Source organism: Anaerobacillus sp. MEB173, from assembly GCF_052119505.1.
Taxonomy (GTDB): Bacteria; Bacillota; Bacilli; order Bacillales; family JBJMAU01; genus JBJMAU01.
This window is the reverse complement of sequence record NZ_JBJMAU010000003.1, coordinates 55400-81279: the sequence shown is the minus strand read 5'-3', so window position 1 is coordinate 81279 and position 25880 is coordinate 55400. Positions and strand designations below refer to the sequence as shown.

Here is a 25880-nt window from a genome sequence, read left to right as displayed (position 1 = left end):
TGAGATTTTTTTTAGCACGATGGTCATTCGCCCTGCATAGAATGAAGAGAAGAGATTGTATGAGGAGGTTAGACAAATGTCACATACAGAAAAAGAGCTTAGTTTCAGAGAAATTATAACGAAAGCAGTTTGTGGTAAAGGAAGAAAGTTTTCACAAGCTAGCCACACAATTAGCCCAACGAATAAACCATCTAGTATTTTAGGTTGTTGGATTATCAACCATAAGTATGAAGCGGAAAAAAAGGGTGACGTGATCGAAGTAAGAGGAAGCTATGATGCTAACATTTGGTTTTCATACAGCAACAATACGAAAACCGATGTTGCAACGGAAACGATAACATACACAGACGTTGTGCCTTTAACAATGCAAGACAAAAATGTTCTATCTGATGATCTTGAAGTAATTGCTCGTGCGATTCAACAGCCTAACACGCTAGAAGCAACAATTGCTCCAAACGGAAAATCAGTCATTGTTCAAGTGGAACGGGAATTTCTTGTTGAGGTTATTGGTGAGACAAAAGTTTGTGTCTATGTAAATCCAGATGGTTGTGTTGATGATTTGGATGATAAGTCATGGGATTATGATATAGAAGATGAAGATTTTGAAGACCTTGATCCAAACTTTTTAATGGGCGATTTGGAAGAGTAGAATAACTAGGAAGAAGTCATCTTCTTCCTAGTTTCTTTGTTTCTAATGTGTCATTGATGAGGTAGGGGGGATGGGTGTGAAAGAAAGTAAGAAAATCAAGCAATTTTATGAGAAAATCGGTCATTCTACTGCAAAGGGAATGAAGGAAGACTTAGTTGACCATGGTATTAACGTCACAAATTTATTTGATAGAAGAAAAACATCATTAAAAATACGAAACTTTCACTATGAAATACTTTCGTGTGAGGTACATTATCCGAAAGCGGTCTCCGTGAAAAATCAGATTGTTTGGGAGAACCTTGACCATAGTGAAAGTTTTTATATGCTAACTGAAATGAAAGAGCTGGCTTTACAAGCAATGTACTTTTTAAATATCCCACTTGGTGAATGTATTGTTCAACGAAATGGCAAGAAATCGTTATCGATTTTTGCTACTAACTCTCTTTTCACTGATGAGTTAACATCGGAAGAAGCAAATAAAGTATGCTCTATCATTGAATCTTATGAAAGAGTTCGTTATCTTTCATTTGGTGCAGATGTTGAAGTGTTAATTCGAAATTGGATGACGAATAAATGGATTAATGTGGCTTCTTTTGTGGCAAAGGATGGGAACATTGGCTATGATTCGGCAATTGCCTTGCATGAAAATAGGGTCACCCATCCAGTATTAGAATTAAGGCCGAAGTATGCTTATTCAGGTGAAGAACTTCATGGGAACTTGTTAAGGGAGTACAATAAATTAGAAGATGCTCTGAGAGATCGGAATTTAGAGGCGGTTGGAGGAAGTAACCCATATGGTCGTTATTTATTAGGTGGACATCTACATTTAGGAAATCAACCGTTAACATTTAAGCATGTACGCGTTTTGGATGAATACCTGGCACTGCCTTTTGCACTGCTTGGAGAGGATGGTGATCTTAAACGACGTCAGCACTACGGACGTCTAGGTAACATCCGTCGAAATCTTTTTCAAGGCTTTGAATATCGTACATTACCTTCGTGGTACCGTTTTATTCCAACCATGTTACCGATGATAAATTGGTTTGAGTTTTTGTGCCGTCATAGTACAGAACTTCCGAATTTACTACCAACAAAGAGTGTAATTACAGCTTATTATGATTGTGACAAGGATGTGTTATCCGAGTATGTTATCGATTTAAGGAGGCACTGTAAAGATGTATTAACTCGTAAAAACTACCAATATGTAGCTTTGCCATTTTTTCAGTGGATTGAGGCCCAGTTAAAAAAGTAATTATGCTATAATAAACTCATTGAAAAGTTTAAGGATAGTGGAGGAAAAAAATGGCACAATACACGCCAATGATACAGCAATATTTAGAAATTAAGGCACAGTATAAAGATGCCTTTTTATTTTTTCGTTTAGGAGACTTTTATGAACTCTTTTTTGAAGATGCAAAAAAAGCATCACAAGAGTTAGAAATAACATTAACGGGAAGAGGTCAAGATAAAGAACGGATTCCAATGTGCGGAGTTCCTTACCATTCCGCTGAACAGTATATCACCCAGTTAATTCAAAAGGGCTATAAAGTGGCCATTTGTGAGCAGGTTGAAGATCCAAAGCAAGCTAAAGGTGTTGTAAAAAGAGAAGTTGTTCAACTCATTACTCCTGGAACAGTGATGGAAGGAAAAATGCTTCAAGAGAAAGAAAACAATTATCTTGTAGCGATTACACCTTTTGATGACCATACGTATGGTTTTGCTTTTAATGACTTGTCTACAGGTGAAAATAAAGCTACGTTACTCTCAGGTAATTGGGAAGATGTAATGTATGAAATTGCAACACTCGGAGCAAAGGAAGTAATAGTACCTTCATGGGTTCCAGCCGAGAATATGGAACGGTTACAGCAGTTTCTGACGATTACAATTTCGTATGAGGATCAAGATGAGTTGCCGGAATCGTTGCAATCGCTTTGTGCAAAAGTAGAACAAAGTAAATTAATTCAAACGTTTGGAAGGTTAGCTGCTTATTTAGTACGTACACAGAAACGATCACTTGAACACCTGCAACCTCTACAATATTATTCCCTTGATGAATATATGAAAATTGATTTACATTCAAGGCGGAATTTGGAGCTTGTCGAAACTCTTCGTGAAAAAAGTAAAAAAGGTTCTTTATTATGGGTTGTCGACCAAACCGTAACTGCAATGGGAGCACGTTTATTAAAACGATGGCTCGAACGTCCTTTGTTAGCAAAAGCAGCGATTGAAAATCGTCTAAGCATGGTTGAAACGTTAATCAAATATTTCTTTGAACGTGAAGAGCTTCGTGAAAAGTTAAAAGAAGTATATGATTTAGAACGATTAGCTGGAAAAGTTGCGTTTGGTAATGTAAATGCTAGAGACCTTACACAATTAAAGCGATCACTGCAACAAGTTCCGGCTATACTATCATTAGTGGATGGCATTGGAAATCCGTATGGAAAATATTTAATTGAAAATGTTGACCAATGTCATGAACTAAAGGAATTGCTGGAGAAAAGCTTGCAAGAAGAACCGCCGTTATCTGTAAAAGAAGGTGGAATGATACGGGATGGATACAATCCGACACTCGATCAATATCGCGATGCGAGCAGGAACGGGAAAAGCTGGATAGCAGCTCTTGAGCAGCAAGAGCGCCAAGTGACTGGAATTAAGTCACTGAAGGTTGGCTATAATAAAGTTTTTGGATATTACATTGAAGTTACAAGAGCAAATATCGCCAATTTACCTGAAGGGCGATATGAGCGAAAACAAACATTATCAAATGCAGAGCGCTACATTACTCCGGAGTTAAAGGAGAAAGAAGCACTTATTTTAGAAGCTGAAGAAAAAATTGAAGAACTAGAATATCAGATTTTCATGGATTTACGTGAACAAGTGAAGGAATATATACCAAAACTGCAAAAACTAGCAAAAACAATAAGTGAACTAGATATCATACAAGGTTTTGCAGTCGTAAGTGAAGACCGTGATTATAGTAGGCCTGTATTCTCTGATGAGCGTGAAATTGCTATTGTTGATGGCAGACACCCTGTCGTGGAGAAAGTATTGAATTCAGGTGAATATGTTCCAAATGATGTTTTTATGAATCACGAACGAGAAGCATTACTCATTACAGGACCAAATATGGCGGGGAAAAGTACGTACATGCGGCAGCTTGCTCTTATCTCAGTAATGGCGCAAATGGGCTGCTTTGTACCTGCTTCAAGGGCTACGTTACCGATTTTTGATCAAGTGTTTACGAGAATTGGTGCCGCTGATGATTTGGCAAGTGGTCAAAGTACGTTCATGGTTGAAATGTTAGAAACACGAAATGCCATTGCCAAAGCAACACAAGATAGTCTAATTTTACTCGATGAAATCGGCCGTGGGACATCAACGTATGATGGTATGGCACTTGCACAGGCAATTATTGAATATATTCATAATGAAATTGGAGCAAAGACATTATTCTCGACTCATTATCATGAGCTAACAGTGCTTGAATATGAATTATCACGGCTAAAAAATGTCCATGTGTCTGCAATTGAAGAGGATGGAAAAGTTGTATTCCTTCATAAAGTGATTGATGGACAAGCAGATCAAAGCTATGGCATTTATGTTGCAGAATTGGCAGACTTACCTGAATCAGTAATCACACGAGCAAGAGAAATACTATATTCGTTAGAGCATCAAAGTATTTCGATTGAAAATAAACCAAATTCCATAAAGGAAGATCATTTGGCCAACGAACAGGATACGGATAATCAACAGCTAACACTCTTTCAGGTCGATGAATCGATCGAAAAACAATTAGCACAAAAAAATGACAAGGATAAGGCTGTAATTTCGAAACTTAAGTCGTTGGATATATTAAATATTACTCCAATCGAAGCGATTACGATTTTGAATGATCTTCAAAAGAAAGTCAAACATCGTTAAATTTTTTATGTGAGGTGGAATGGTCATGGGAAAAATAAATAAGCTCAACGAACATTTATCAAATAAAATTGCTGCAGGTGAGGTTGTTGAGCGCCCGGCATCCATCGTCAAAGAGCTTGTCGAAAATGCTATTGATGCTAATAGTACAAGAATTGAAGTAGATGTAGAGGAAGGCGGACTATCAAAAATTCGTGTCCTTGATAATGGTGATGGAATTGAGAAAGACGATTGTGAAGTTGCTTTTTTTCGTCATGCAACGAGTAAGATCAAGACAGATCGAGATCTCTTTCGAGTATTGTCATTAGGATTTCGAGGGGAAGCACTTCCGAGTATAGCTTCTGTCTCCTTTCTGGAGATGAAAACAAGTACAGGCAATGGACCGGGTACTCACCTCATTCTTGAGGGTGGAAAGATCATTGAAAATAAATCGGCAAGTAGCCGTAAAGGTACGGAGATAATTGTTACAAACCTTTTTTATAATACACCGGCACGGTTAAAATATTTAAAAACAGTTCATACAGAATTAGGAAATATTTCCGATATTATGAACCGTTTGGCTCTAGCCCATCCCACTATTTCATTTAAGCTAAATCATAATGGGAAACCGTTGTTAAATACAAATGGCAGTGGAGAGCAGCTTCATGTTATTGCTCAAATCTACGGGCATTCTGTAGCAAAAAAAATGCTGCCACTTTCATTGGAGTCGATTGATTTCAAAGTAACTGGTTATGTAGCAAAGCCGGAAATCACAAGGGCGTCTAGACAATATATCTCTACATTTATAAATGGTCGTTACATTAAAAATTACCCGTTGTCAAAAGCGATTCAGCAAGGGTATCATACGTTACTTCCTATTGGACGGTATCCTCTCGTTGTGATAAACATTAAACTCGATCCTCTATTAATTGATGTCAATGTACACCCTTCAAAGTTAGAAGTGAGGTTAAGTAAAGAACAAGATTTGAATCAATTAGTCGAAGATGGAATCAAAGCCGTATTCAAACGAATACAATTGATTCCTGAAGTTCAGAAAAAAACAATTGAGAAACCGAAAAACGAACAGCTTAGCTTAACAATTACGCATCAGCAGGAAGTTAAGCAAGTACCTTATGATAGTGAAAGAGTGATAGAATTTCACGAAGAATATGAGGAACAAAATTCGAGTGGGTTTAATGAGGGGTATTCACCTGCAGAAGTAACAGTGGAGAATAAAAATCAAGTAGAAGGAAAGAAAGAACCTCTAAAAACCGAAGTAAATATTGCTGTATCTGATTATGAAGAGCTTGATGAAGAAGAGAGTATAGACTTAATATTGGATCAAGGAATTGATCGTATTCCTGTTTTATACCCAATTGGACAAATGCATGGAACGTATATTTTGGCACAAAATGATAATGGACTTTACATTATTGATCAACATGCTGCACAAGAGAGGATAAAATACGAATATTATCGTGAAAAAGTGGGACAAGTTAATCCACAATTACAGGAATTACTTCTACCACTAACGTTTGAGTTTACGTTAGCAGAAAAATCTTATATAGAAGAGCACCTTAAAGCGTTAGAACAAGTTGGAATTTTCCTGGAAGAATTTGGTCCACAAACCTTTTTAGTTCGGTCTCATCCAACTTGGTTTCCAAAAGGCCAAGAAGAGGAGACAATTAAAGAAATGATTGACCAGGTTGTTGCCAGTAAGAAAGTAGATATAAAAAAACTAAGGGAAGATGCGGCAATACTTATGTCTTGTAAGGCTTCAATAAAAGCAAATCGTCACCTTCGTCATGATGAAATGTTTGCTTTACTTGAGACGTTACGAACTTGCAGCGATCCATTTACTTGCCCGCACGGGAGGCCAATTTTGCTCCATTTTACCACTTATGAAATGGAGAAGATGTTTAAACGGGTGATGTAATGGTAAATAAAAAGGGCCGCAGCAATCTTTTGAGAGATTGCTGCGGCCCTTTTTCTGTCCAGCTTCAGTGCTTATCGAAGCTAAAGAGGGTATACACTTTCCTTGTTTTATACTTTCAGTGCTTCAGTTTCTTTTCGGCGATCAATGACTCGAATTGCTTTACCTTCAGAACGAGGAATAGATTTTGGTGGGTTTACTTTAATGCTCATTGTCACTAAGCAAGTTGATTTCATGTCATGTTGAATTGTTCTTTTTAATTTTTCAACTAAAGGATGACTCAAATCCTCACCAATTTCATTATAGAATAGGCTGCTAACTTCTACATGCAATTCTGCAGAATCCATTGATCCTTTTTTAATAAGGTGAATTTGGTAGTGTGGAACAATCTCATCGAGAGTTAATAAACAGCGCTCAATTTCTGAAGGGAATACATTAACCCCGCGAAGAATGATCATGTCATCAATACGTCCTTTTACACGAGACATTCTTGTTGTTGTACGGCCACAAATACACTTTTCACGTGTAATAGAGGCAATGTCACCAGTTCGATATCTGATAATTGGGAGCGCTTCCTTAGTTAAGCTCGTAAATACAAGCTCACCATCTTCCCCATCTGGAACAGGCTGTAATGTCTCAGGATCAATAACCTCTACTATGAAATGGTCTTCAGCAATATGAAGTCCGTCTTGAGCTTCGTGACATTCGATTGAAACCCCAGGTCCCATGATTTCACTTAAACCATATATGTCTACTGCTTTAATATTAAATTTTTGTTCTAATGTAGTGCGCATTTCTTCTGACCATGGTTCTGCACCAAAAATACCATACTCTACACTTGTTTCCCTTGGATCTTTTCCTAGTTCTTCCATTTTTTCAGCGATATTTAAAATATATGATGGAGTACCGCAAATTCCGCGAGGCTCGAAATCTTCAATAAGTGTAATTTGTCTTTCAGTATTGCCGCCTGAAATCGGAACTGTGGCAACTCCAAGTCTTTCAGCACCAAAATGAAGACCTAGACCACCAGTAAATAGCCCATATCCATAGGCATTATGGAAAATATCAGATGGTTTTCCACCAGCTGTGACAATCGCTCTTGCAACGATATCTGACCAGTTATTTATATCATTCTTCGTATAGCCGACGACAGTAGGTTTGCCGCTTGTACCAGATGAACCATGGATACGCACAACTTCCTCTTTAGGGACTGCAAATAAACCAAATGGATAGTTATTTCTTAAGTCTTGCTTTTTAGTGAATGGTAACTTAGTAATGTCGCTCAGTGAAGTAATGTCATCTGGCTTTACACCGAGCTTTTCAAATTCATTCTTGTAATGAGGTACGTTTTCATACACCTTTTTAACCGTGTTTTGCAATCTTTCTAATTGTAATTTTTCCATTTCTGAGCGTGAAGCGGTTTCAACATTTGGATTATACAATTCAATCCCTCCAATTTAATATTATAATTTTCATTAATCGTAAAATGAGTGAAAACCAAACAATACGCAGATAGGTAATAATGCGATGTTTAATTATTACGTTTTCTAAACGCTAAACCATTTTTACATCATATCAACGATGTTAATACTAGTTTTTATTTTTGTCAATAGTAAATTCTGAAAATTAAAATATTAATAACACCTTTAATATAATATAAAGTTGTTTAAAATAACAGTAATTATCTTATATTTATAAAAAACTTAAAATATCCCTTTGTAAATTGGATTTTTCTGTAATTATTAATAGTTGAAAAAAGTTAGGATCAAACCTCGTACACATTTTAATGTTTCGCTTTTCTAATATATTAATAGTGAAAATAATTAAAAGAATTTTCTAAAAATTGTTGACAACTATTTTTGAAACCGTTAACATTTTGGATTAAATAGCAATGATGCGAAAAAATAACGTCATGCTTTTTTGTATCATGCAATTTAGCGCTCTTCAAAATGGAAAGGAGGAAGAAAGTTGGGGGATTTACTTCAATTTTTAGTAACAGGTTTAACGGTTGGAAGTATTTATGCAATTGTAGCCCTTGGGTTTGTAACGATTTATAGCGTTACAAAAGTCATTAATCTTGCTCAAGGGGAGTTTGTCATGCTTGGCGGTTTAATGATGTTTACATTTGTAAGTGCTGGACTGCCTTATTGGCTATCTTTTTTTGCTACGTTATTGGTTGTTATGGTAATAGGGTGGTTGATGGAGGCCACGATTATTCGGCGGGCAAAAAGTGCAGACGCAATCAGTTTAATCATCTTAACGATTGGAGCGGCGATCTTCATTAGAGGAGTTGCTAGTATGATTTGGGGTAAAGATTCTGTTAGTGTTCCACCTTTTACTTCAAATGAACCAATGAGTGTGGCTGGTGCTTCGATTACACCTCAAAGTGTTTGGGTAATGATGATAATGCTGTTTGTTGTCGGACTTCTCTATGTGTTAGTTGATCGAACAATTTTAGGAAAAGCATTTCAAGCTTGTTCGGTAAATCCAAAGGCTGCGAGATTAATGGGGATCAGCCCAAAGAAAATGTCATCGTTGTCGTTTACACTAAGTGCTGGTCTAGGAGCAATTGCTGGCTTGGCTATTGCACCAATTATGTTTCCTGCTTATGATATGGGAATTATGCTTGGGATAAAAGGTTTTTCAGCAGCAATATTAGGAGGACTGGGTAGTGCTCCAGGGGCAGTATTAGGTGGTATCGTTATAGGTTTACTAGAATCATTTGGAGCTGGCTACATTAGTTCTGGATTGAAAGATGCAATCGCCTTTACAGCTATACTCGTCATTTTATTAGTTCGTCCGAGTGGAATTCTTGGAGAAAAAAGTGTAGGGAAAGGGGGATTGTAATGAGAATGAAAGGGATCCAAAAAACAAATTGGACAGGATTTCTGTTGTTCATGACGCTAGTTATCATATTCCCGCTCGTTATTTCTAAATCGTTCTATCTTACACAAGCAACATTTGCCGGCATTTATCTCATTGTTGCAGTTGGGTTAGGATTACTCATGGGATATGCAGGTCAAATCTCGTTGGGGCAAGCAGCTTTCTATGGTGTTGGTGCTTATACAACGGCCGTACTCACGACAACGTTAGGCTGGAGTCCGTGGATTGGATTAATTTTTGCGATCGCTATTCCGGCAGTATTGGCATTTATTATGGGATACACGATGTCCCGTTTAAGCGGTTATTATTTAGCAATGGCAACATTGGCTTTCGGGATCATTGTACATTCTGTTTTAGTGGAGTGGCGTGGAGTAACAAAGGGTGCTTCAGGATTTTATGGAATTCCATCAATTGAGCTATTTGGTTATAGCATTACACAAGGTGTGTCTTATTTCTATTTCGTATGGTTTTTTGCTTTACTAGTCATTATCATTTCCTTGAATATCGTACATTCGCGTGTCGGTAGAGCCTTGCGATCGATCCACGACAGTGAAATTGCTTCTAGTTCGATGGGAGTAAATACAGGTAAATATAAAATGCAAATCTTTATATTAAGTGCGATGTTTGCTGGCTTGGCAGGATGGTTGTTTGCACATATGAGTTACAGTATTTCTCCTACCTCTTTTACGCTTGATGCTTCAATACTGTTTCTAGTTATGGTTGTTCTAGGTGGCAGTGGTAGTGTGTGGGGGGCTGTAATTGGAACTGTTCTCATTAAAGTGATTAGTATTGTCGTTCATAGTTTAGGTGAGAGCTTTACTTTTATTACTAGTGATTTTGAACATGTTATTTTTGGTTTAATTCTTATGTTAGTTATTATTTTTCTACCTAGAGGATTATTTGTTGCTAGTTCAGATTTTGTAAAATCTAGAGTTTTATCAAATAAAAAGAATAAAAGTAAACCTGAAATAAAGGTAGCTGAAAGGGCGTGAGGGTAGACGTATGTTAGAAGTGAAAAATGTAACGAAAGCATTTGGTGGTGTTGTTGCAAATAGTGATGTTAGTTTTTCATTTGAAAAAGGGCAGATTGTAGGGTTAATCGGACCCAATGGTGCAGGGAAAAGTACGATGTTTAATATGATATCGTCAATTTTCCCACCGAGTTCAGGTCAAATTCTATTCAACGGTACAAGAATTGATGGATTATCAACATACAAAATTGCTCCGCTTGGAATTTCCAGAACATTTCAAAATTTGCAAGTTTTCAAAAATATGACTGTTCTTGAAAATGTGATGGTTGGCCATCATATCCAAACAAAGTCGGGGATAGTTGCTGCTGCTCTGCGCTTTGCTACTGTAAAACGTGAGGAAAAGATAATGTATGAAGAAGCGATGAAACATTTAGCTTTTGTTGGATTAGAGTCATTGGTTGATGTAAAAGCAGGTAATCTATCACTAGGAAAATTAAGATTACTAGAACTTGCAAGGGCATTAGCGACAAATCCTAAACTGCTCCTTTTGGATGAAATTGCTGCTGGACTAAATCATGTCGAGACAAAAGAAATGAGCCAATTAATCCAAAAGGTCAGGGATTTAGGAATATCTGTTTTTGTTGTAGAGCATGACATGGATCTTGTAATGACCATTTGTGACAAAGTCATTGTTCTTGATCAAGGGAAAAAGATTGCTGAAGGAACACCGAAGGAAATCCAAAATAATGAACAAGTTATCACTGCCTACTTAGGTGCAGATGACGAAGCAGTAGGATAAGGAGGGGAGGTGAAGAATGAAACAAGACAGTTTATTACACATAGAGAATTTATCTGTTAGTTATGGACCGATACAGGCGTTAAATGAAGTTTCGTTACAGGTTCGAAGGGGGGAAGTATTAGCGTTACTTGGTGCAAATGGTGCTGGTAAAACAACACTACTACAGACAATATCAGGACTATTGAAGCCTACTAATGGAAGAATTCAATACAACAATGAAGATATTACAGGAATTGAAGCAGAGCAAATCGTTTCAAAGCACTTAATTCACGTTCCTGAGCATCGACAAGTTTTTGGCACATTGTCTGTAATGGATAATTTACACTTGGGAACATTTCATCATCATCGCAAAACTGGTGCAAAAGAAATTCAAGATGATATAGAAAAAATATTTGGACTGTTTCCGATCTTGAAGGAACGTCAAAAACAATTAGCAGGTACTCTATCTGGGGGACAGCAACAAATGCTTGCCATTGCAAGAGCAATGATGTCGAAGCCTGAACTGCTCTTACTTGACGAACCTTCATTAGGCTTAGCTCCAATTATTGTTAGAGAAGTATTGCAATTAGTAAAGCAGCTTCGTGATGACTTTGGGACTACAGTTTTACTCATTGAACAAAATGTTGTTGCATCGTTAAAAATTGCTGACCGTGCCTATGTGATTTCTCATGGTGAGATTGTCAAAGAGGGACCGGCGCTCGAACTGTTAAATGATAACGAGGTGAAAGAGGCATATCTAGGTCATAATGTTGGCTAATAAAATCTAGTAAACTAGGAGGAAATAATAATGAAAAAAGTATTTTTATTTATGATGATGCTCGCAATTGGAATCATTGCGGTTGCTTGCAGTGATAACGCAGAAACTGGTGGCAGTGAAGGTTCGAATGGAGTAGAAGAATATAAGATCGGTGCAATCTATTCAAAAACAGGTCCCAATAGTCCATTAGGTGAACCTGAATGGAATGCAACAACTTTATTAGTAGACCAAATTAATGAGAATGGTGGAATTAATGGTGTTCCTGTTCGAGTGATTTTGGCGGATGATGAGTCATCACAAGAAAAAGCAACACAAGAAATGAATCGACTTATTAACGACGAAAAAGTATTGGCTATTCTAGGATCTTCAGGCAGTGGTCCAAGTCTTGCAATGAAAGGGATTGCAATGCAAAATAATGTGCCGATGATTTCGGCTGCGGCAGCAGTGGAAATTGTTGAGCCAGTTGAACAATCGACATGGGTATTTAAAACGCCACATTCCGACAGACATGCTGTAGAAAGAATTTATATGTATTTAAATGAGAATGGAATTAGTAAAGTAGGGACGTTAACGGATTCCAATGCTTTTGGAGCTAGTGGTGTAGAGCAATTAGAAAATTTGGCAGGCGACTATAATATTGAGATTGTCTCAAAGCAAAGCTATAATACGCAAGATCCAGATATGAGAGCGCAGCTAACGAATATTAATAGCTCAGGTGCAGAAGTAGTAATTGTTTGGGGAACTAACCCTGGTCCAGCTGTTATTGCTAGAAATATTGAAGAGTTAGGTCTTGATTTACCATTTATCGGCAGCCACGGAATTGCAAATCAGAACTTTATTGATCTTGCAGGTTCTGCGGCAGAAGGTGTAATTATTCCTACTGGAAAACTATTATTCCCGGATCAAATAAATCAAGATGATGCACAGTATGAAGTCATTTCTTCTTTCCATAATGATTATTCAGCTGCATTTGGTAGTGAACCAACAAATTTTGGTTCGTATGGCTATGATAACTTAATGCTGGTTATAGATGCTTTGCAAGCAGGTGCAACAGATCGCGAGGCAATTCGTGACCATCTAGAAACAGCGATCAGCAATTATGTGGGTGCTACAGGTATTTATAACTTTACAGCAGACGACCATAATGGACTTGAGGCTGATAGTATGGTTATTGCGGAAGTAGTCAATGGTACATGGAAATTATTTGAATAAATAGCTGTAAATAGGTTGACGTTTTTATTACGTCAACTTATTTGTTTGTGATGAATAAACAATATTTATTGACTGTTTAGGCTGATTATAATAATAAATAGATAATAAAAGTAAAAAAATATTCAGAATAATTATAATTAAGTATTGAAATTTATATGACTTTAAAATATAATTACGTTATAAATACGTTATATGATTTAAAAGAGAGGGGATGTTAGCGTGGCAGTTGTATTTGAACCGGAAGTAACAGAACAAGAAAAAATTGAACAATTTATGAAGAGGATTGAAGCAGGTGAAAAAATTGAAGCAAATGATTGGATGCCTGATGAATATCGTATGGCACTAATTAAATTGATTTCAATGCATGGAATTAGTGAAATTATGGGTGCGCTTCCAGAAAAGGAATGGGTGCCAAAGGCACCTTCGCTTTATCGAAAGTTAGGAATTATGGCAAAGGTGCAAGACGAAATGGGACATGGACAGTTACTGCTTAGAGTAGCAGAGGATCTAATTCGTCCACTAGGAAAAACTCGTGAGGACCTAATGCAAGATCTCTTTAAGGGAGATTTGAAATTCCATAACGTATTCCATATGGAAACAAGAACATGGGGAGATGCAGGTTTAATCGGATGGCTAGTAGATGGTGCAGCAATTATTACGCAAACAAATATGCTTTCAGCTTCTTATGGACCGTACGCACGTGCCTTGCAACGAATTTGTGCAGAGGAAGTATTCCATGCGCAACACGGAGAAGCGATTATCATGGCGCTAGCTGAAGGTACAGAAGAACAGAAGGCACTGGTTCAAGATGCACTAAATCGTTGGTGGCCAGCACTATTAATGTTCTTTGGACCTGCAAGCTCTAATACAACAGGTTCATCAAAGCAGGATACGACAATTAAGTATCGTATTCGTACAAGTACAAATGAAGAATTAAGACAGCATTTCTTCACAAAATATATTCCAAGAATTTTATCCCTCGGCTTAACTATACCAGATGAAACAATGCATTATGATGAAGAAAAAGAAGAGTGGGTATATCAACAACCTGATTGGAACGAGTTTAAACAGATTGTTTCAAATAATGGACCAAAATCACAAGAAAGACTTCGTTTAAGAAAATTATCATATGACAATAATGCATGGGTTCGCGAAGCACTTGGACTTCAAAATCAAGCGAACTAATCGAGGAGGGTTAAAAATGAGTGATGATAAAAAACAATTAAATGACAATTTCTACCAAGAATATGAAGTGTTTAGCCGTCGTACTGATACAGCTGCAATGCAGCATCAATTTAGTCTATTAGCTCCAAACCATGATATGGCATTAATTATGGCACAAGAAAATTTCATGAGACGTGAGCCAGTAGCAGATATATGGGTGGTAAAGCGTGCTGACATTCGTGATTTAGATCAGGAAGAACGTCAAAGTTTAGCTCGTCTAGATAACAAAAACTATCGTACAACGAAAGGATATGGCTATTTAAAGAAGAAATGGCGTGAATATGAACAAGCAATGTTTGATGAAAAAGAAATTCTTTCATGGGCAGGAGGTAGAAAGAAATGATTTATAACACAGCAAACGACGTAAACGCAAATGCATCTCATAAGGAAGCACTTATTGAATTACTTTATCAATTAGCTGATGACGATTTTCTAACATCGTATCGAGGATCCGAATGGTTAGGTCTTGCACCTCATATAGAAGAAGATGTTGCATTTTCTTCTATCACTCAAGATAAGATGGGTCATGCAACACTATTTTATCAATTATTAGAAGAATTAGGTGAGGGTCATGCTGATCAATTAGCTCATGCAAGACAACCGGAGAAATTCCGGAATGCGGTTTTATTAGAAGAAGTAAATGGTTCAGGAAACTATTTAAATGAACCAAAATATGATTGGGCATTTGCAGTTGTTCGTAATTATTTCTACGATGTAGCAAAGAAAGTACGACTGGATTCACTTAAGAAATCATCATATCTCCCTCTTTCTCATGCAGCAATAAAAATCAGTGGTGAGCAATACTATCACGGCATGCACTGGAGTACTTGGTTTAAGCAGTTAACAAATTGTGGTGGAGAAGCGAGAGAAAGAATGGTAGAAGCTGTTCAAAAAGTTTGGGATGACTTCGCTGGAGTATTAACACTAGGACCAGCAGGAAAGGTAATGGAAGAAGCCGGTTTTATTGAAGGTGAGGATGTTCTTATTCAACGCACGAAAGCGAAACTTGCTGAAGTTTTTAACGAAGTAAATATTGTCATCAATGTTGAACCAGCTATGAAAAAAGGGAATGGTAGAGCAGGTGTTCATACAAACGATTTAAGTGAGGCACTTGCTACATTATCTGAAGTGTACGCGAAAGACCCTGTAGCGAACTGGTAATTTCCATTAGGTAATAATTATGAATAATTTGGGGGGGAGTTCAATGGTAGAGGATAAAAAGCAATTACAAGATAGAATTATGGAGATGTTAGAGGAAGTTAAGGATCCAGAAATTCCTTCCGTCAGTATTTCAGATTTGGGGATGATCGCGGAGATTGTAACGGATGGGAAACATGTGTTAGTCAAAGCAAAACCTACCTTTGTTGGTTGTCCGGCACTTGACATTATTAGTAGGGATATTAAAAATGCCATTTATAAAATAGAAGAAATTGAAGAAGTTGAAGTGACATATATTTATGATCCGGCTTGGACGACGGATTGTATTACTGAAAAAGGACGCGAGCAGTTAAAGGAATATGGAATTGCCCCCCCGCCAGCTAATCATAAAGAGGGAGATCCATGGCATGTTGATTGTCCATACTGTGGATCTACCTATACAACAATGGAAAATATCTTTGGGCCAGCCGCCTGCAGGAGTATTCTTTATTGTAAATCATGTAAAAATCCATTTGAAGCAATGAAACCAGTTGCTAACTAGTTAAATAGAACGAGAGGATGATAGAAATGGTAAAACTAATTGCTTTATATAAACAACCTGAAGATCAACAAAAATTTGATGGTCACTATTTCGGTACACATGCACCGATTACTGAAAAGATTCCAGGATTAAAAAAAATGGAGGTTACTAAAATTATCGGATCTCCAATGGGTGAAAGTGAATATTACCTTCTTTGTGAAATGTACTATGAGGATAAAGATGCTCTAAATACAGCAATGAAAACAGATGAAGCAAAAGCGTCAGGGAAAGATTTAATGAAGTTTGCTGGTAATCTTGTAACATTAATGATTGGTGAGGAAGTCAATGAATAAGTTAGAAACAATTAAATTCTGGACAGAAGATCGTGTCGCAATTATTCAATTACATCGTCCAGAAGTGCTCAATGCCCTCAACAGAAAGATGGTTGATGAGATTGTAGAAACGTTAGAATACATTGAGCAGGACGAAGAAGTATTGGTAACCGTTATTACCGGAAATGAGCGCGCATTTGCTGCTGGAGCTGATATTGACGAAATGGCTGAAGATACAGTTGTTTCCATGGAACTTCTAAACCAATTTGCTGTGTGGGACCGTATCGCATTAATTAAAAAGCCGATTATTTGTGCAGTTAATGGTTTTGCACTTGGTGGGGGCTTTGAGCTCGTGTTAAATTGCGATGTAATTTTTGCATCAGAAACTGCACAATTCGGTTTTCCTGAAATAAATTTAGGTGTAATGCCAGGAGCTGGTGGAACACAAAGGTTAACAAAAGTAATGGGGAAAGCGAAAGCATTAGAATGGTTGTGGTTAGGTGAACCGATGTCTGCAGAGGAAGCCTACCGTTATGGAGTAATTAATCGTATTGTTGCAAATGAAGTGTTGTTTGAAGAGACAATGAAATTTGCACATCGTTTATCGAAACAGGCACCATTATCAATCCGACTTATAAAAGAAGCAGTTAATAAAGCGGTTGATTCTCCATTGGTAGATGGTTTGCAGTTAGAGCGTAAGAATTTTTACTTATTATTTGGTTCTGAAGATCAAAAAGAGGGAATGAAGGCGTTCATTGAAAAAAGAAAGCCAGATTTTCAGGGGAAATAACTGTTGTCGGATTGGAGGAATAGCATGTTTGAAACGATTGATTATAAAGTAGAAAATGCAGTTGCTTATATTACATTAAACCGACCAGATAAGCTAAATGCTTTTACGGAAACAATGAACCGAGAAATCATTAAAGCTTTAAAAGAAGCGAATAAAGATAAAGAAACCCGCTGTATCGTTATTACGGGAAATGGCAGAGCATTTAGCTCAGGTGAGGATCTTGCAAGTGTAAATGATGACACTGACCATGCTGAGTTCCTACGTAAACGATACAATCCTATGGTACGTCAGTTAGCAATGACTGAAAAACCGATTATTGCTGCAGTGAATGGTGTTGCAGCGGGTGCGGGAATGAGTTTGGCTTTAGCTTGTGATTTTCGTTTAGCTTCAGAAAAAGCTAGTTTTATCGAAGCGTTCATTCATATCGGACTGGTTCCTGATTCTGGTAATCTTTATTATTTACCGCGACTTCTTGGTCATGCTAAAGCGCTTGAATTGGCTGTACTCGGTGAGAAAGTTTCTGCAGAAAAAGCGAAAGAGCTTGGTTTAGTTACCGAAGTTTTTGAGATCGACAATTTTGATAGTGAAATACGCCGTTTTGCTGAACGATTGGCCGCAATGCCAACAAAGGCAATAGGGTTAATTAAACGATATTTACAAAAAAGCTGGCAACATGATCTTAATGAAATGTTAGAGATGGAAGCATATGCACAAAGAACTGCTGGACTTACTCATGATCACAAAGAAGGGGTTCAAGCATTTGTTGAAAAAAGAAAACCAGTATTCAATGGACACTAAACTTTAAAAACAAAAGGAGTGCTTACTAAATGACTACAGTAAAAGAACAAAAAATCGAGAAGTTAGAAACAAAACGTGAATACTATCAAATGATTATTAATGGTGAGCGTGTTGATAGCGTATCTGGTGAAACGTTTACAACGTATAATCCTGCGACAGGTGAGCCGTTAGCAAAAGTTGCGAAAGCGACAACTGAAGATACTGATCGTGCAGTTGAAGCAGCACGTCAAGCTTTTGAAAAAGGAAAATGGAGACGTTACCCAATTAATAAACGTTCTCGTGTTTTAAATAAAATTGCATCAATTATGCGTTCTCGTTTTAACGAATTAGTAGAATTAGAGGTTTTAAATAGTGGTAAATCTCTAACTGCTGCACAAGGTCAAGTGAACCAATCAATTGAAGACTTTGAGTTCTATGCGGGTGCAATTGTTGGTCACCGTGGAACAGTAAATAACATGCCTGGCGGATTTTTTAACTATACTCAAAACGAGCCGGTTGGTGTATGTGCTCAAATTATCCCTTGGAACTATCCAATGATGATGGCAGCATGGAAGATTGCTCCGGCTATCGCGGTAGGATGTTCGGTAGTGATTAAGCCTGCAAGCTTAACACCACTTACTGCAATTGTTTTAGCAGAAATTTGTCATGAAGCTGGTGTTCCTGAAGGGGTTGTAAACATTGTTCCAGGTCCTGGTGCTTTAATTGGTGATCACTTAGCAGAGCATCCTGGTGTTGACAAAGTTGCCTTTACAGGATCAACTCCAACAGGTAAAGATATTATGAAGAAAGCATCTCAAACATTAAAGCGCCTAACTTTAGAATTAGGCGGTAAGTCACCGAACTTAGTTTTTGAAGATGCTGATATCGACGCAGCAGTTGATGGATCATTATTTGGAATCTTCTATAATACTGGTCAATCGTGTGAAGCTCGTTCTCGTTTATATATCCATGAAAATGTTTACGATGAGTTCATGGAAAAGTTTGTGGCAAAAACAAAGAAATTAACTCTTGGTGATCCATTAAGTCAATCTACTCATGTAGGAGCAATTATTAGCAGAGGACAATTAGAAGTCATTGATGGTTATGTGAAATCTGCAATTGAGGAAGGTGCTACGATTCTTCACGGTGGAGAAGAAGTGAAAGTAGAAGGCTTTGAAAATGGCTATTGGTATGCACCAACAATTATTACTGATGTTACACCTGAAATGAAGGTTGTAAAGGAAGAAATTTTCGGACCAGTTGTTGTTGTTCAGAAGTTTACAGATGAAAAAGCAGTAATTAAAGAAGCGAACAATACAGAATTTGGCTTAGGTTCAGCAATTTGGACGAAAGATCAAGGCAGAGCTACACGTGTAGCGAATCAAATTGAGGCTGGTATTGTAATGGTAAACTGTCCATTCTCCGCTTTCCCTGGTACACCATTTGGTGGCTATAAGCAATCTGGTTTTGGCCGCGAATTGTGTATTGAAACACTTGATTTATATACTGAACAAAAGAGTGTAATTTCATACTATGGTAGCCGCCCAATTAACCCGTTTGGTGTGTAAGGTAGATTAACAGTTGCGAGCATTTATCCTCCCAGGGTTAATGCTCGCCTTTTTATTATCCTGATGAAAAAAATAGGAGGACATAACGATGATAAAGAATGTAGTAGTAGTAGGATCTGGTGTAATGGGACGTGGGATTGCATATGTAGCAGCAGTAGGTGGCTACAATGTCCAAATGGTGGATATCAATCCTGCTGCACTTGAGAGTGCGAATACGGAGATTAACAAAATATTTGATAAAGGAATTGAAAGAGGAAAGATTTCAGTAGCTGATGCAGAAGCTGCACAACAGCGATTAACATACGTTACGGATTTAAGTACTGCTGCAACGCAAGCGGATTTAGTCATCGAAGCAGTTCCTGAAAAAATTGAAATTAAGAAGAATGTGTTTGAAACGATTGATGAACATGCACCAGTTCATTGTTATTTTGCAACAAATACATCAACAATGAGTCCAACTGAAATTGGCTCATATACAAATCGGCCAAGCCAAGTAATCGCGATGCATTTCTTTAATCCAGTACAAAAAATGCCGCTTGTAGAAATCGTGCGTGGCCTTGAAACATCAGATGAAACAGCACAAAAGATTAAAGAAGTAGCAGAGAATATGGGGAAAGAAACGGTTGTTATTAATGAATTCCCTGGATTTGTAACAAGCCGTATAAGCGCAATGGTCGGAAATGAAGCTTTTTATATGCTTCAAGAAGGAGTAGGAACTCCAGAAGAAATTGATAAAGCGATCAAGTTAGGATTAAATTATCCAATGGGACCTTTTGAATTAGTTGATCTTGTTGGTTTAGATGCACGACTTAACAATTTAAATTATTTACACGAAACTCTCGGTGAAAAGTATCGTCCTTGTCCGTTACTAGTCAAATACGTGAAAGCTGGACGACTTGGACGTAAATCAGGTCAAGGTGTGTATGACTATACAAATAAACGAGAAAAGCAGCCGAACTAAAAGGGGAGAAATTACGATGAATGAAGTAGTAATAGTAGATGCGGTTCGAACACCGATAGGAAGATATAAAGGTGGATTAAAATCCATTCGTCCCGATGACTTAGGGGCAATTGTTATTCGCTCAATTGTAGAGAGAAACCCAAATGTACCAGTTTCTGAAATTGAAGAGGTTGTTCTTGGAAATGCAAATCAAGCAGGGGAAGACAATCGAAATGTTGCGAGAATGTCAACGCTTTTGGCAGGTTTGCCAGTTGAGATTGGAGGAACAACGCTGAATCGTTTATGTGGTTCTGGATTAGACGCAGTAAACTACGCAGCACGTGCCATTATGACAGGAGAAGGCGACATTATGATTGCTGGTGGAACAGAAAGTATGACCAGAGCCCCTCTAGTTATGGCGAAGCCTGAAAGTGATTATCCGCGTGGTGACATGAAGCTGTATGACACGACGATCGGCTGGCGTTTTACAAATCCATTATTAGAAGAAATGTATGGTGCGGATACAATGCCAAGAACAGCAGAAAATGTGGCAGAAAGGTTTACCATTTCTAGAGAAGAGCAGGATGAATTTGCAGTTGAAAGTCAAAGACGAGCAGCAGTAGCAATGAAAGAAGGAAAATTTAACGATGAAATAGTTCCTGTAACGTATAAAGATCGTAAAGGAAATGAAATCGTTATTGATACAGACGAGCATCCTCGTCCGGATACTACTATTGAAAAACTAGCAAAATTAAAACCTATTTTTCCTGGTGGAACAGTAACTGCAGGAAATGCTTCTGGAGTGAATGATGGGGCATCTGTATTATTATTAATGAGTGCAAAAAAAGCAAAAGAATTGGGAGTTAAGCCATTGGCAAAGTACGTGACTTCAGCTGTTGCGGGGCTTGAACCTGCGATTATGGGGCTCGGTCCAATTCATGCTGCGAGAAAAGCATTAACAAGAGCAAACTTAACAGTTGATGATCTTGGTTTAATCGAGCTAAATGAGGCGTTCGCTTCTCAAGCGTTAGAATGTATGAAGCAGTTAAACCTTGATAAAAGTAAAGTGAATGTAAATGGTGGAGCAATTGCATTTGGTCATCCGTTAGGAGCTAGTGGTGCTAGAATTTTAACAACATTAATCTATGAGATGAAAAAACAGAATGTTCGTTACGGACTAGCAACAATGTGTATCGGAGTTGGGCAAGGAATAGCGACAGTTGTTGAAAATGTAGAGTAAGTTAAAAGTCACCAGAAACGGTGACTTTTCATTTCTTTCTATGCAATAAAATTATGTATAACGTTTATTTTACATGTTACTATATTTAGTGTATAATTTCACTTTATTAAAGTGCAACGTTAAAAGGATAGAATGATAGAATGAATGATAATTTGAATAAATAATTTGAATTGGAGTGTGTAAGATGAGTGTAATTAATTATGAAGTGAAAAACTATATTGGCTATGTAACGATAAATCGTCCGGATGAGTTAAACTGCTTTAATTATGAGACGTTGAAAACATTACATGAACTTGTTGAACAAATCCATGTTGATCCAGAAGTACGTGTTGTAATATTCACTGGTGCTGGTGAGAAGGCCTTTAGTGCAGGTGCTGATTTGAAGGAAAGAAAGACATTAAATGAAACACAGGTAAGACGGAATGTAAAAGCAATACGTGATGTTTTTTCTGCTATTGAAGCACTCCCGCAGCCAACAATTGCTGCGATTAATGGTTATGCGTTAGGAGGCGGTTTTGAATTTGCGTTAGCATGTGATTTTAGAATTGCCGTACAGGGAGCGAAAATGGGACTTACAGAATTAAGTTGGGCAATCATTCCAGGTGCAGGGGGAACGCAACGCCTACCAAGATTAATTGGTCAATCAAAAGCAATGGAATTAATTCTAACAGCAAAAAAGATTGATGCCGAAGAAGCGAAAGAACTGGGTATTGTTAATCGAATTTCTGACAAAGCTGTTTTAATGGATACTTGTGAGGAATTAGCGCAAGAGATGATGCAAAATGGACCGCTGGCATTAAAGCAAGCGAAGTACGCAATTCGTCACGGTATGGATGTCGATTTGTATAGTGGATTGGCGATTGAAGCGAAGGCATATGAAGTGATTATTCCTACTAAGGATCGTATTGAAGCGTTAAATGCATTTGCAGAAAAAAGAAAACCAAATTTCAAAGGTGAATAGTTTACTTTTTATAACATTAGCACTATCATAAACTTGTAATATTTTTTCGTTATTATGATTATTTTATGTAAATTAGCATACGAAATGGGGGGATTAAGGCTATTAGCCTTTACTAAATATATTACGAAAAGTGACACACTAAAAGGAATGATATAAGTTGGAAAAGAGTATGAATACAAGATCAATGATCTTTACATTGTATGGCGACTATATCCGTCATTATGGGAGTGAAATTTGGATTGGGAGTCTTATCCGCCTGTTAAAAGAATTTGGACATAATGAACAAGCAGTCCGTGCAGCGATTTCAAGAATGAGCAAGCAAGGATGGATTCAATCAACAAAGCGCGGGAATAAAAGCTATTATGTCTTAACTGAACAAGGTTCTAATCGGATCGAGGAAGCGGCTAAACGTATTTTTAAATTGAATCAACCTAGTTGGGATGGGAAATGGAGAATACTGATGTATTCCATTCCTGAAGAAATTCGGCAAGTGAGAGATGAATTAAGGCAAGAGTTGGTGTGGAGTGGATTTGGTTCCTTGTCAAACAGCAGCTGGATCTCTCCCAACCCATTGGAAAAGCAAGTGTATGATATGATTTCAAAGTATGATATTAAATCGTACGTTAATTTTTTTATTGCCGATTATGATGGTCCTAATGAAAAAAAACACCTTGTTGAATCATGCTGGGACTTGCAAGAGATAAATGAACGGTATGGAGAATTTATTAGTAAATACAGTCAAAAATACATCATCGATAAAAACAAGATCGAAAAAGGTGAAATGACTGACGGACAATGTTTTGTTGAACGTACCATTCTTGTTCATGAATATCGAAAATTTTTATTTGTAGATCCAGGTTTGCCTCAGGAACTTTTACCTGATAAATGGCTTGGTGATTCGGCGGCTTCTTTATTTAGTCAATATTATAAAGAAATCGCAGAACCTGCAGGACGCTTTTTTGAGGAAATTTTTAAAGAAGGTAATGAAATCAATAAACGTGATGGAGACCATGACTTTTTGACTCATCCTCTTATTATTGATTAAATGTAAATTTGATACTTTTCGGTATACAAAAAGCAATCAATCTTTAACAAAGAATGATTGCTTTTTGTCGTTATTGGAAAAGACATGTTATTTCTTATTTCTGATGGTCTAATTGCGCTTTGAACTCTTGTGCTTTTGTAGCGTACGTATCAATTGTAAGACGAATAAGAGCTAAATCTTCATCAGTTAACTCTCTGACTACTTTACCTGGAGAACCAACTACCATTGTTCGAGGAGGAATTTTTTTCCCAGGTGGAATTAATGTATTCGCTCCGATAAATGCTGATTCTCCGATTTCTGCTCCGTCAAGAATCGTCGAACCCATTCCAATTAAGGCACCTTTGCGAATCGTACAGCCGTGCAAAATGACATTGTGACCTATTGATACTTCATCTTCTAGTACAAGTGGGTGTTGTTCATAAAGGTGACAAGTGGAATTGTCTTGTATATTACATTTTTCTCCGATGATAATTGGGGCTTCATCACCACGTAAAACAGTATTAAACCAAATACTAGACCCCTTTCCGATCGTTACATCGCCAATAACACGTGAGCCCGGGGCTAAGAACACTGACTCATCAACAGCAGGAAAAAAATTTTTATAAGGATAAAGCATTATATTAACCTCCTTTATAGTGTATAATGAATATAAGTATAACATTTTTTTTACGAAAGGGGAAAAAATATTATGTCTATTACCGAACAGTTAAACATTGATCACCCGATTATCCAAGGTGGGATGGGTAATATTAGTGAACCAGCGTTGGCAGCAGCCATTTCAGAAGCTGGTGGACTTGGTACAATTGGTGCCGGAACGATGACATCAGAAGAAGTAGATGAAAAGATTAGTAGATTGAAAGAGTTAACGGCTCGCCCATTCTGCGTTAACATCCCAATTAATGTACAGCCGCACTTAAAAGAAATCGTTGAGCTCGTACTAGAACACCAAGTACCTGTCGTATCACTTTCAGCAGGTAACCCGGCGCCATATATAAAAATGTTTCATGAACAAGGAATGAAAGTTATCTGTGTTGTTTCATCAGTTAAGCAAGCGATAAAAGCCGAACAAGCAGGCGCAGATATACTTGTAGCAGAAGGATATGAAGCAGCCGGGATTAATTCGAACTTAGAAACTACAACTTTAACACTTATTCCACAAATTGTAGATGCGGTCACAATTCCTGTTATTGCTGCAGGAGGTATCGGTGATGGTCGTGGATTGGCTGCAATGTTTGCGTTAGGAGCAAGCGGTGTCCAAATGGGAACACGTTTTATTGCAACGAAGGAAGCATTAGTGCATGAAAATTACAAAAACTACATTTTGCAGGCTGATGACACATCAACAGTAATAGTAGGACGATCGGTCGGGCGAATTCGTAGATTGTTAAAAACACCATATGCAGAAAAATTATTAAATGAAGAATTAAACGGTATTTCAGTTGAGCAATTTGATGAAATGACAGATGAAATTCATCATAAATATGGTGCTGTCGATGGAGAACTAGCTGCAGGGCATATTAACAGTGGACAAATTGCTGGATTGATTAAAGATATTCCGACAGTGAAGGAACTGTTAAATACGATGATGGAGCAAGCAAGCGAGTCATTATTTATATCAAGTAGAAAGATAAAGTTCAAAGAGATACTTTGATTCTAAAAAACATCTAATTTATTAAGGAGGGATTAATTTTTTTTGGTATAAAATTTCGGAATATTTAGATTGTTGAAGCTGTAGAAGTTCAGATAAAGAATACTATACTTATAAGGTGGTATGAAAACGATGAAACAAGAATTATTAAGTAAACTATCAAGTGATCCATATGCAAAACATTTAGGAATAACGATTGATGATGTTGGTGAAGGTTATGCGAAGTTATCAATGGTTATTGAAGAGCACATGTTAAATTTCCATGGTTCAGCAAACGGAGGTGTAATCTTTTCATTAGCTGATGCAGCATTTGCGGTTGCGAGCAATTCACATGGGAAAACAGCAGTTGGGATTACAGTAACGATCCACTACATGGCACCGAGTTGGACGGGAGAAAGAATTTTTGCAATTGCAAAGGAGGATACAAAGTCAAATCGGTTAGGTCTTTACCGGATGGATGTTGTCAATGAAGATAATGTCTTAATCGCTGTAGCTGAAGGTATGGTTTACAGAAAAAACAATCCGGTCATTGACTAGATTTGTATAGTAGGAGTTAATGAATGGCCCTTTTAGAAA

Annotated in this window: 25 protein-coding genes; 23 read left to right on the top strand and 2 right to left on the bottom strand. The window is 37.4% G+C overall.

Annotation, left to right across the window (positions count from 1 at the left end):
* Nucleotides 1-76 precede the first annotated feature (76 nt).
* From ACJ2A9_RS08080 to mutL, 4 genes are all read left to right on the top strand, one after another.
* Nucleotides 77-649: an outer spore coat protein CotE gene (locus tag ACJ2A9_RS08080; RefSeq protein ID WP_441421127.1), complete on the top strand. Its 573-nt coding sequence runs from the start codon at nucleotides 77-79 to the stop codon at nucleotides 647-649.
* Nucleotides 650-725: 76 nt separating this feature from the next.
* Entirely contained in the window at nucleotides 726-1901 is a 1176-nt protein-coding gene (locus ACJ2A9_RS08075; protein WP_441421126.1) for a putative amidoligase domain-containing protein, read from the top strand.
* Nucleotides 1902-1951: 50 nt separating this feature from the next.
* Nucleotides 1952-4570: a DNA mismatch repair protein MutS gene (gene mutS, locus ACJ2A9_RS08070; RefSeq protein ID WP_441421125.1), complete on the top strand. Its 2619-nt coding sequence runs from the start codon at nucleotides 1952-1954 to the stop codon at nucleotides 4568-4570.
* A gap of 25 nt (nucleotides 4571-4595) precedes the next feature.
* Nucleotides 4596-6482, top strand: a complete 1887-nt coding sequence (gene mutL / locus ACJ2A9_RS08065; RefSeq protein WP_441421124.1) for a DNA mismatch repair endonuclease MutL — start codon at nucleotides 4596-4598, stop codon at nucleotides 6480-6482.
* Between the two features lie 107 nt (nucleotides 6483-6589).
* Here the strand turns inward: mutL and paaK are convergent, their stop codons facing one another.
* Nucleotides 6590-7882 carry a phenylacetate--CoA ligase PaaK gene (paaK, locus tag ACJ2A9_RS08060; RefSeq protein WP_441421453.1) on the bottom strand — a complete coding sequence of 431 codons (1293 nt, stop codon included), beginning with the start codon at nucleotides 7880-7882 and terminating at the stop codon, nucleotides 6590-6592.
* A gap of 565 nt (nucleotides 7883-8447) precedes the next feature.
* On the opposite strand from paaK, the gene ACJ2A9_RS08055 reads away from it, so the two are divergent.
* From ACJ2A9_RS08055 to paaX, 17 genes are all read left to right on the top strand, one after another.
* Nucleotides 8448-9326 carry a branched-chain amino acid ABC transporter permease gene (locus tag ACJ2A9_RS08055; protein WP_441421123.1) on the top strand — a complete coding sequence of 293 codons (879 nt, stop codon included), beginning with the start codon at nucleotides 8448-8450 and terminating at the stop codon, nucleotides 9324-9326.
* Entirely contained in the window at nucleotides 9326-10354 is a 1029-nt protein-coding gene (locus tag ACJ2A9_RS08050) for a branched-chain amino acid ABC transporter permease (RefSeq protein ID WP_441421122.1), read from the top strand. The genes ACJ2A9_RS08055 and ACJ2A9_RS08050 overlap by 1 nt, the downstream gene beginning before the upstream one ends.
* 10 nt (nucleotides 10355-10364) lie before the next feature.
* On the top strand, nucleotides 10365-11132 hold the full coding sequence (locus ACJ2A9_RS08045; RefSeq protein ID WP_441421121.1) for an ABC transporter ATP-binding protein: 768 nt from the start codon (nucleotides 10365-10367) through the stop codon (nucleotides 11130-11132).
* 16 nt (nucleotides 11133-11148) lie between these two features.
* Nucleotides 11149-11889: an ABC transporter ATP-binding protein gene (locus tag ACJ2A9_RS08040; protein WP_441421120.1), complete on the top strand. Its 741-nt coding sequence runs from the start codon at nucleotides 11149-11151 to the stop codon at nucleotides 11887-11889.
* A gap of 30 nt (nucleotides 11890-11919) precedes the next feature.
* The gene (locus tag ACJ2A9_RS08035; RefSeq protein WP_441421119.1) at nucleotides 11920-13101 is read left to right on the top strand and encodes an ABC transporter substrate-binding protein; all 1182 of its coding nucleotides are present in this window, start codon (nucleotides 11920-11922) and stop codon (nucleotides 13099-13101) included.
* Nucleotides 13102-13374: 273 nt separating this feature from the next.
* Nucleotides 13375-14286, top strand: a complete 912-nt coding sequence (gene paaA / locus ACJ2A9_RS08030; protein WP_441421452.1) for a 1,2-phenylacetyl-CoA epoxidase subunit PaaA — start codon at nucleotides 13375-13377, stop codon at nucleotides 14284-14286.
* 16 nt (nucleotides 14287-14302) lie between these two features.
* A complete protein-coding gene (paaB, locus tag ACJ2A9_RS08025) occupies nucleotides 14303-14668 on the top strand; it encodes a 1,2-phenylacetyl-CoA epoxidase subunit PaaB (RefSeq protein ID WP_441421118.1) in 366 nt (121 codons plus the stop codon).
* On the top strand, nucleotides 14665-15486 hold the full coding sequence (paaC, locus tag ACJ2A9_RS08020; RefSeq protein ID WP_441421117.1) for a 1,2-phenylacetyl-CoA epoxidase subunit PaaC: 822 nt from the start codon (nucleotides 14665-14667) through the stop codon (nucleotides 15484-15486). The genes paaB and paaC overlap by 4 nt, the downstream gene beginning before the upstream one ends.
* Before the next feature lie 43 nt (nucleotides 15487-15529).
* Nucleotides 15530-16024 carry a 1,2-phenylacetyl-CoA epoxidase subunit PaaD gene (gene paaD, locus ACJ2A9_RS08015; RefSeq protein ID WP_441421116.1) on the top strand — a complete coding sequence of 165 codons (495 nt, stop codon included), beginning with the start codon at nucleotides 15530-15532 and terminating at the stop codon, nucleotides 16022-16024.
* Nucleotides 16025-16050: 26 nt separating this feature from the next.
* Entirely contained in the window at nucleotides 16051-16356 is a 306-nt protein-coding gene (locus ACJ2A9_RS08010; RefSeq protein WP_441421115.1) for an EthD family reductase, read from the top strand.
* A complete protein-coding gene (locus tag ACJ2A9_RS08005) occupies nucleotides 16349-17125 on the top strand; it encodes an enoyl-CoA hydratase/isomerase family protein (protein ID WP_441421114.1) in 777 nt (258 codons plus the stop codon). Before ACJ2A9_RS08010 ends, ACJ2A9_RS08005 begins: the two co-directional genes overlap by 8 nt.
* 24 nt (nucleotides 17126-17149) lie before the next feature.
* Nucleotides 17150-17923, top strand: coding sequence for an enoyl-CoA hydratase-related protein (locus ACJ2A9_RS08000; RefSeq protein ID WP_441421113.1), 774 nt, complete (start codon nucleotides 17150-17152; stop codon nucleotides 17921-17923).
* 29 nt (nucleotides 17924-17952) lie between these two features.
* On the top strand, nucleotides 17953-19470 hold the full coding sequence (locus tag ACJ2A9_RS07995) for an aldehyde dehydrogenase family protein (RefSeq protein WP_441421112.1): 1518 nt from the start codon (nucleotides 17953-17955) through the stop codon (nucleotides 19468-19470).
* A gap of 88 nt (nucleotides 19471-19558) precedes the next feature.
* Nucleotides 19559-20431 carry a 3-hydroxyacyl-CoA dehydrogenase gene (locus tag ACJ2A9_RS07990; RefSeq protein WP_441421111.1) on the top strand — a complete coding sequence of 291 codons (873 nt, stop codon included), beginning with the start codon at nucleotides 19559-19561 and terminating at the stop codon, nucleotides 20429-20431.
* A 16-nt stretch (nucleotides 20432-20447) separates the two neighbouring features.
* A complete protein-coding gene (locus ACJ2A9_RS07985) occupies nucleotides 20448-21650 on the top strand; it encodes a thiolase family protein (RefSeq protein WP_441421110.1) in 1203 nt (400 codons plus the stop codon).
* A gap of 184 nt (nucleotides 21651-21834) precedes the next feature.
* A complete protein-coding gene (locus ACJ2A9_RS07980) occupies nucleotides 21835-22611 on the top strand; it encodes an enoyl-CoA hydratase-related protein (RefSeq protein ID WP_441421109.1) in 777 nt (258 codons plus the stop codon).
* Between the two features lie 169 nt (nucleotides 22612-22780).
* A complete protein-coding gene (paaX, locus tag ACJ2A9_RS07975; RefSeq protein WP_441421108.1) occupies nucleotides 22781-23656 on the top strand; it encodes a phenylacetic acid degradation operon negative regulatory protein PaaX in 876 nt (291 codons plus the stop codon).
* Between the two features lie 94 nt (nucleotides 23657-23750).
* Here the strand turns inward: paaX and ACJ2A9_RS07970 are convergent, their stop codons facing one another.
* Nucleotides 23751-24272: a gamma carbonic anhydrase family protein gene (locus tag ACJ2A9_RS07970; protein WP_441421107.1), complete on the bottom strand. Its 522-nt coding sequence runs from the start codon at nucleotides 24270-24272 to the stop codon at nucleotides 23751-23753.
* A 69-nt stretch (nucleotides 24273-24341) separates the two neighbouring features.
* Between ACJ2A9_RS07970 and ACJ2A9_RS07965 the strand changes: the two genes are divergently transcribed.
* Nucleotides 24342-25307, top strand: a complete 966-nt coding sequence (locus ACJ2A9_RS07965) for an NAD(P)H-dependent flavin oxidoreductase (RefSeq protein ID WP_441421451.1) — start codon at nucleotides 24342-24344, stop codon at nucleotides 25305-25307.
* 129 nt (nucleotides 25308-25436) lie between these two features.
* A complete protein-coding gene (gene paaI, locus ACJ2A9_RS07960) occupies nucleotides 25437-25841 on the top strand; it encodes a hydroxyphenylacetyl-CoA thioesterase PaaI (protein WP_441421106.1) in 405 nt (134 codons plus the stop codon).
* Nucleotides 25842-25880 lie beyond the last annotated feature (39 nt).

Excerpts from the sequence above, each read along its gene's own strand:
- paaC (WP_441421117.1), top strand. The coding sequence starts at position 14,665 with ATGATTTATAACACAGCAAACGACGTAAACGCAAATGCATCTCATAAG.
- paaD (WP_441421116.1), top strand. The coding sequence starts at position 15,530 with ATGGTAGAGGATAAAAAGCAATTACAAGATAGAATTATGGAGATGTTA.
- ACJ2A9_RS08080 (WP_441421127.1), top strand. The coding sequence starts at position 77 with ATGTCACATACAGAAAAAGAGCTTAGTTTCAGAGAAATTATAACGAAA.
- paaI (WP_441421106.1), top strand. The coding sequence starts at position 25,437 with ATGAAACAAGAATTATTAAGTAAACTATCAAGTGATCCATATGCAAAA.
- ACJ2A9_RS07985 (WP_441421110.1), top strand. The coding sequence starts at position 20,448 with ATGAATGAAGTAGTAATAGTAGATGCGGTTCGAACACCGATAGGAAGA.
- ACJ2A9_RS08050 (WP_441421122.1), top strand. The coding sequence starts at position 9,326 with ATGAGAATGAAAGGGATCCAAAAAACAAATTGGACAGGATTTCTGTTG.
- ACJ2A9_RS08045 (WP_441421121.1), top strand. The coding sequence starts at position 10,365 with ATGTTAGAAGTGAAAAATGTAACGAAAGCATTTGGTGGTGTTGTTGCA.
- ACJ2A9_RS07970 (WP_441421107.1), bottom strand. The coding sequence starts at position 24,272 with ATGCTTTATCCTTATAAAAATTTTTTTCCTGCTGTTGATGAGTCAGTG.
- ACJ2A9_RS07990 (WP_441421111.1), top strand. The coding sequence starts at position 19,559 with ATGATAAAGAATGTAGTAGTAGTAGGATCTGGTGTAATGGGACGTGGG.
- paaB (WP_441421118.1), top strand. The coding sequence starts at position 14,303 with ATGAGTGATGATAAAAAACAATTAAATGACAATTTCTACCAAGAATAT.
- mutS (WP_441421125.1), top strand. The coding sequence starts at position 1,952 with ATGGCACAATACACGCCAATGATACAGCAATATTTAGAAATTAAGGCA.
- mutL (WP_441421124.1), top strand. The coding sequence starts at position 4,596 with ATGGGAAAAATAAATAAGCTCAACGAACATTTATCAAATAAAATTGCT.
- ACJ2A9_RS08010 (WP_441421115.1), top strand. The coding sequence starts at position 16,051 with ATGGTAAAACTAATTGCTTTATATAAACAACCTGAAGATCAACAAAAA.
- paaA (WP_441421452.1), top strand. The coding sequence starts at position 13,375 with ATGAAGAGGATTGAAGCAGGTGAAAAAATTGAAGCAAATGATTGGATG.
- ACJ2A9_RS08040 (WP_441421120.1), top strand. The coding sequence starts at position 11,149 with ATGAAACAAGACAGTTTATTACACATAGAGAATTTATCTGTTAGTTAT.
- ACJ2A9_RS08000 (WP_441421113.1), top strand. The coding sequence starts at position 17,150 with ATGTTTGAAACGATTGATTATAAAGTAGAAAATGCAGTTGCTTATATT.
- ACJ2A9_RS07980 (WP_441421109.1), top strand. The coding sequence starts at position 21,835 with ATGAGTGTAATTAATTATGAAGTGAAAAACTATATTGGCTATGTAACG.
- ACJ2A9_RS08005 (WP_441421114.1), top strand. The coding sequence starts at position 16,349 with ATGAATAAGTTAGAAACAATTAAATTCTGGACAGAAGATCGTGTCGCA.
- paaX (WP_441421108.1), top strand. The coding sequence starts at position 22,781 with ATGAATACAAGATCAATGATCTTTACATTGTATGGCGACTATATCCGT.
- ACJ2A9_RS08035 (WP_441421119.1), top strand. The coding sequence starts at position 11,920 with ATGAAAAAAGTATTTTTATTTATGATGATGCTCGCAATTGGAATCATT.
- paaK (WP_441421453.1), bottom strand. The coding sequence starts at position 7,882 with ATGGAAAAATTACAATTAGAAAGATTGCAAAACACGGTTAAAAAGGTG.
- ACJ2A9_RS07995 (WP_441421112.1), top strand. The coding sequence starts at position 17,953 with ATGACTACAGTAAAAGAACAAAAAATCGAGAAGTTAGAAACAAAACGT.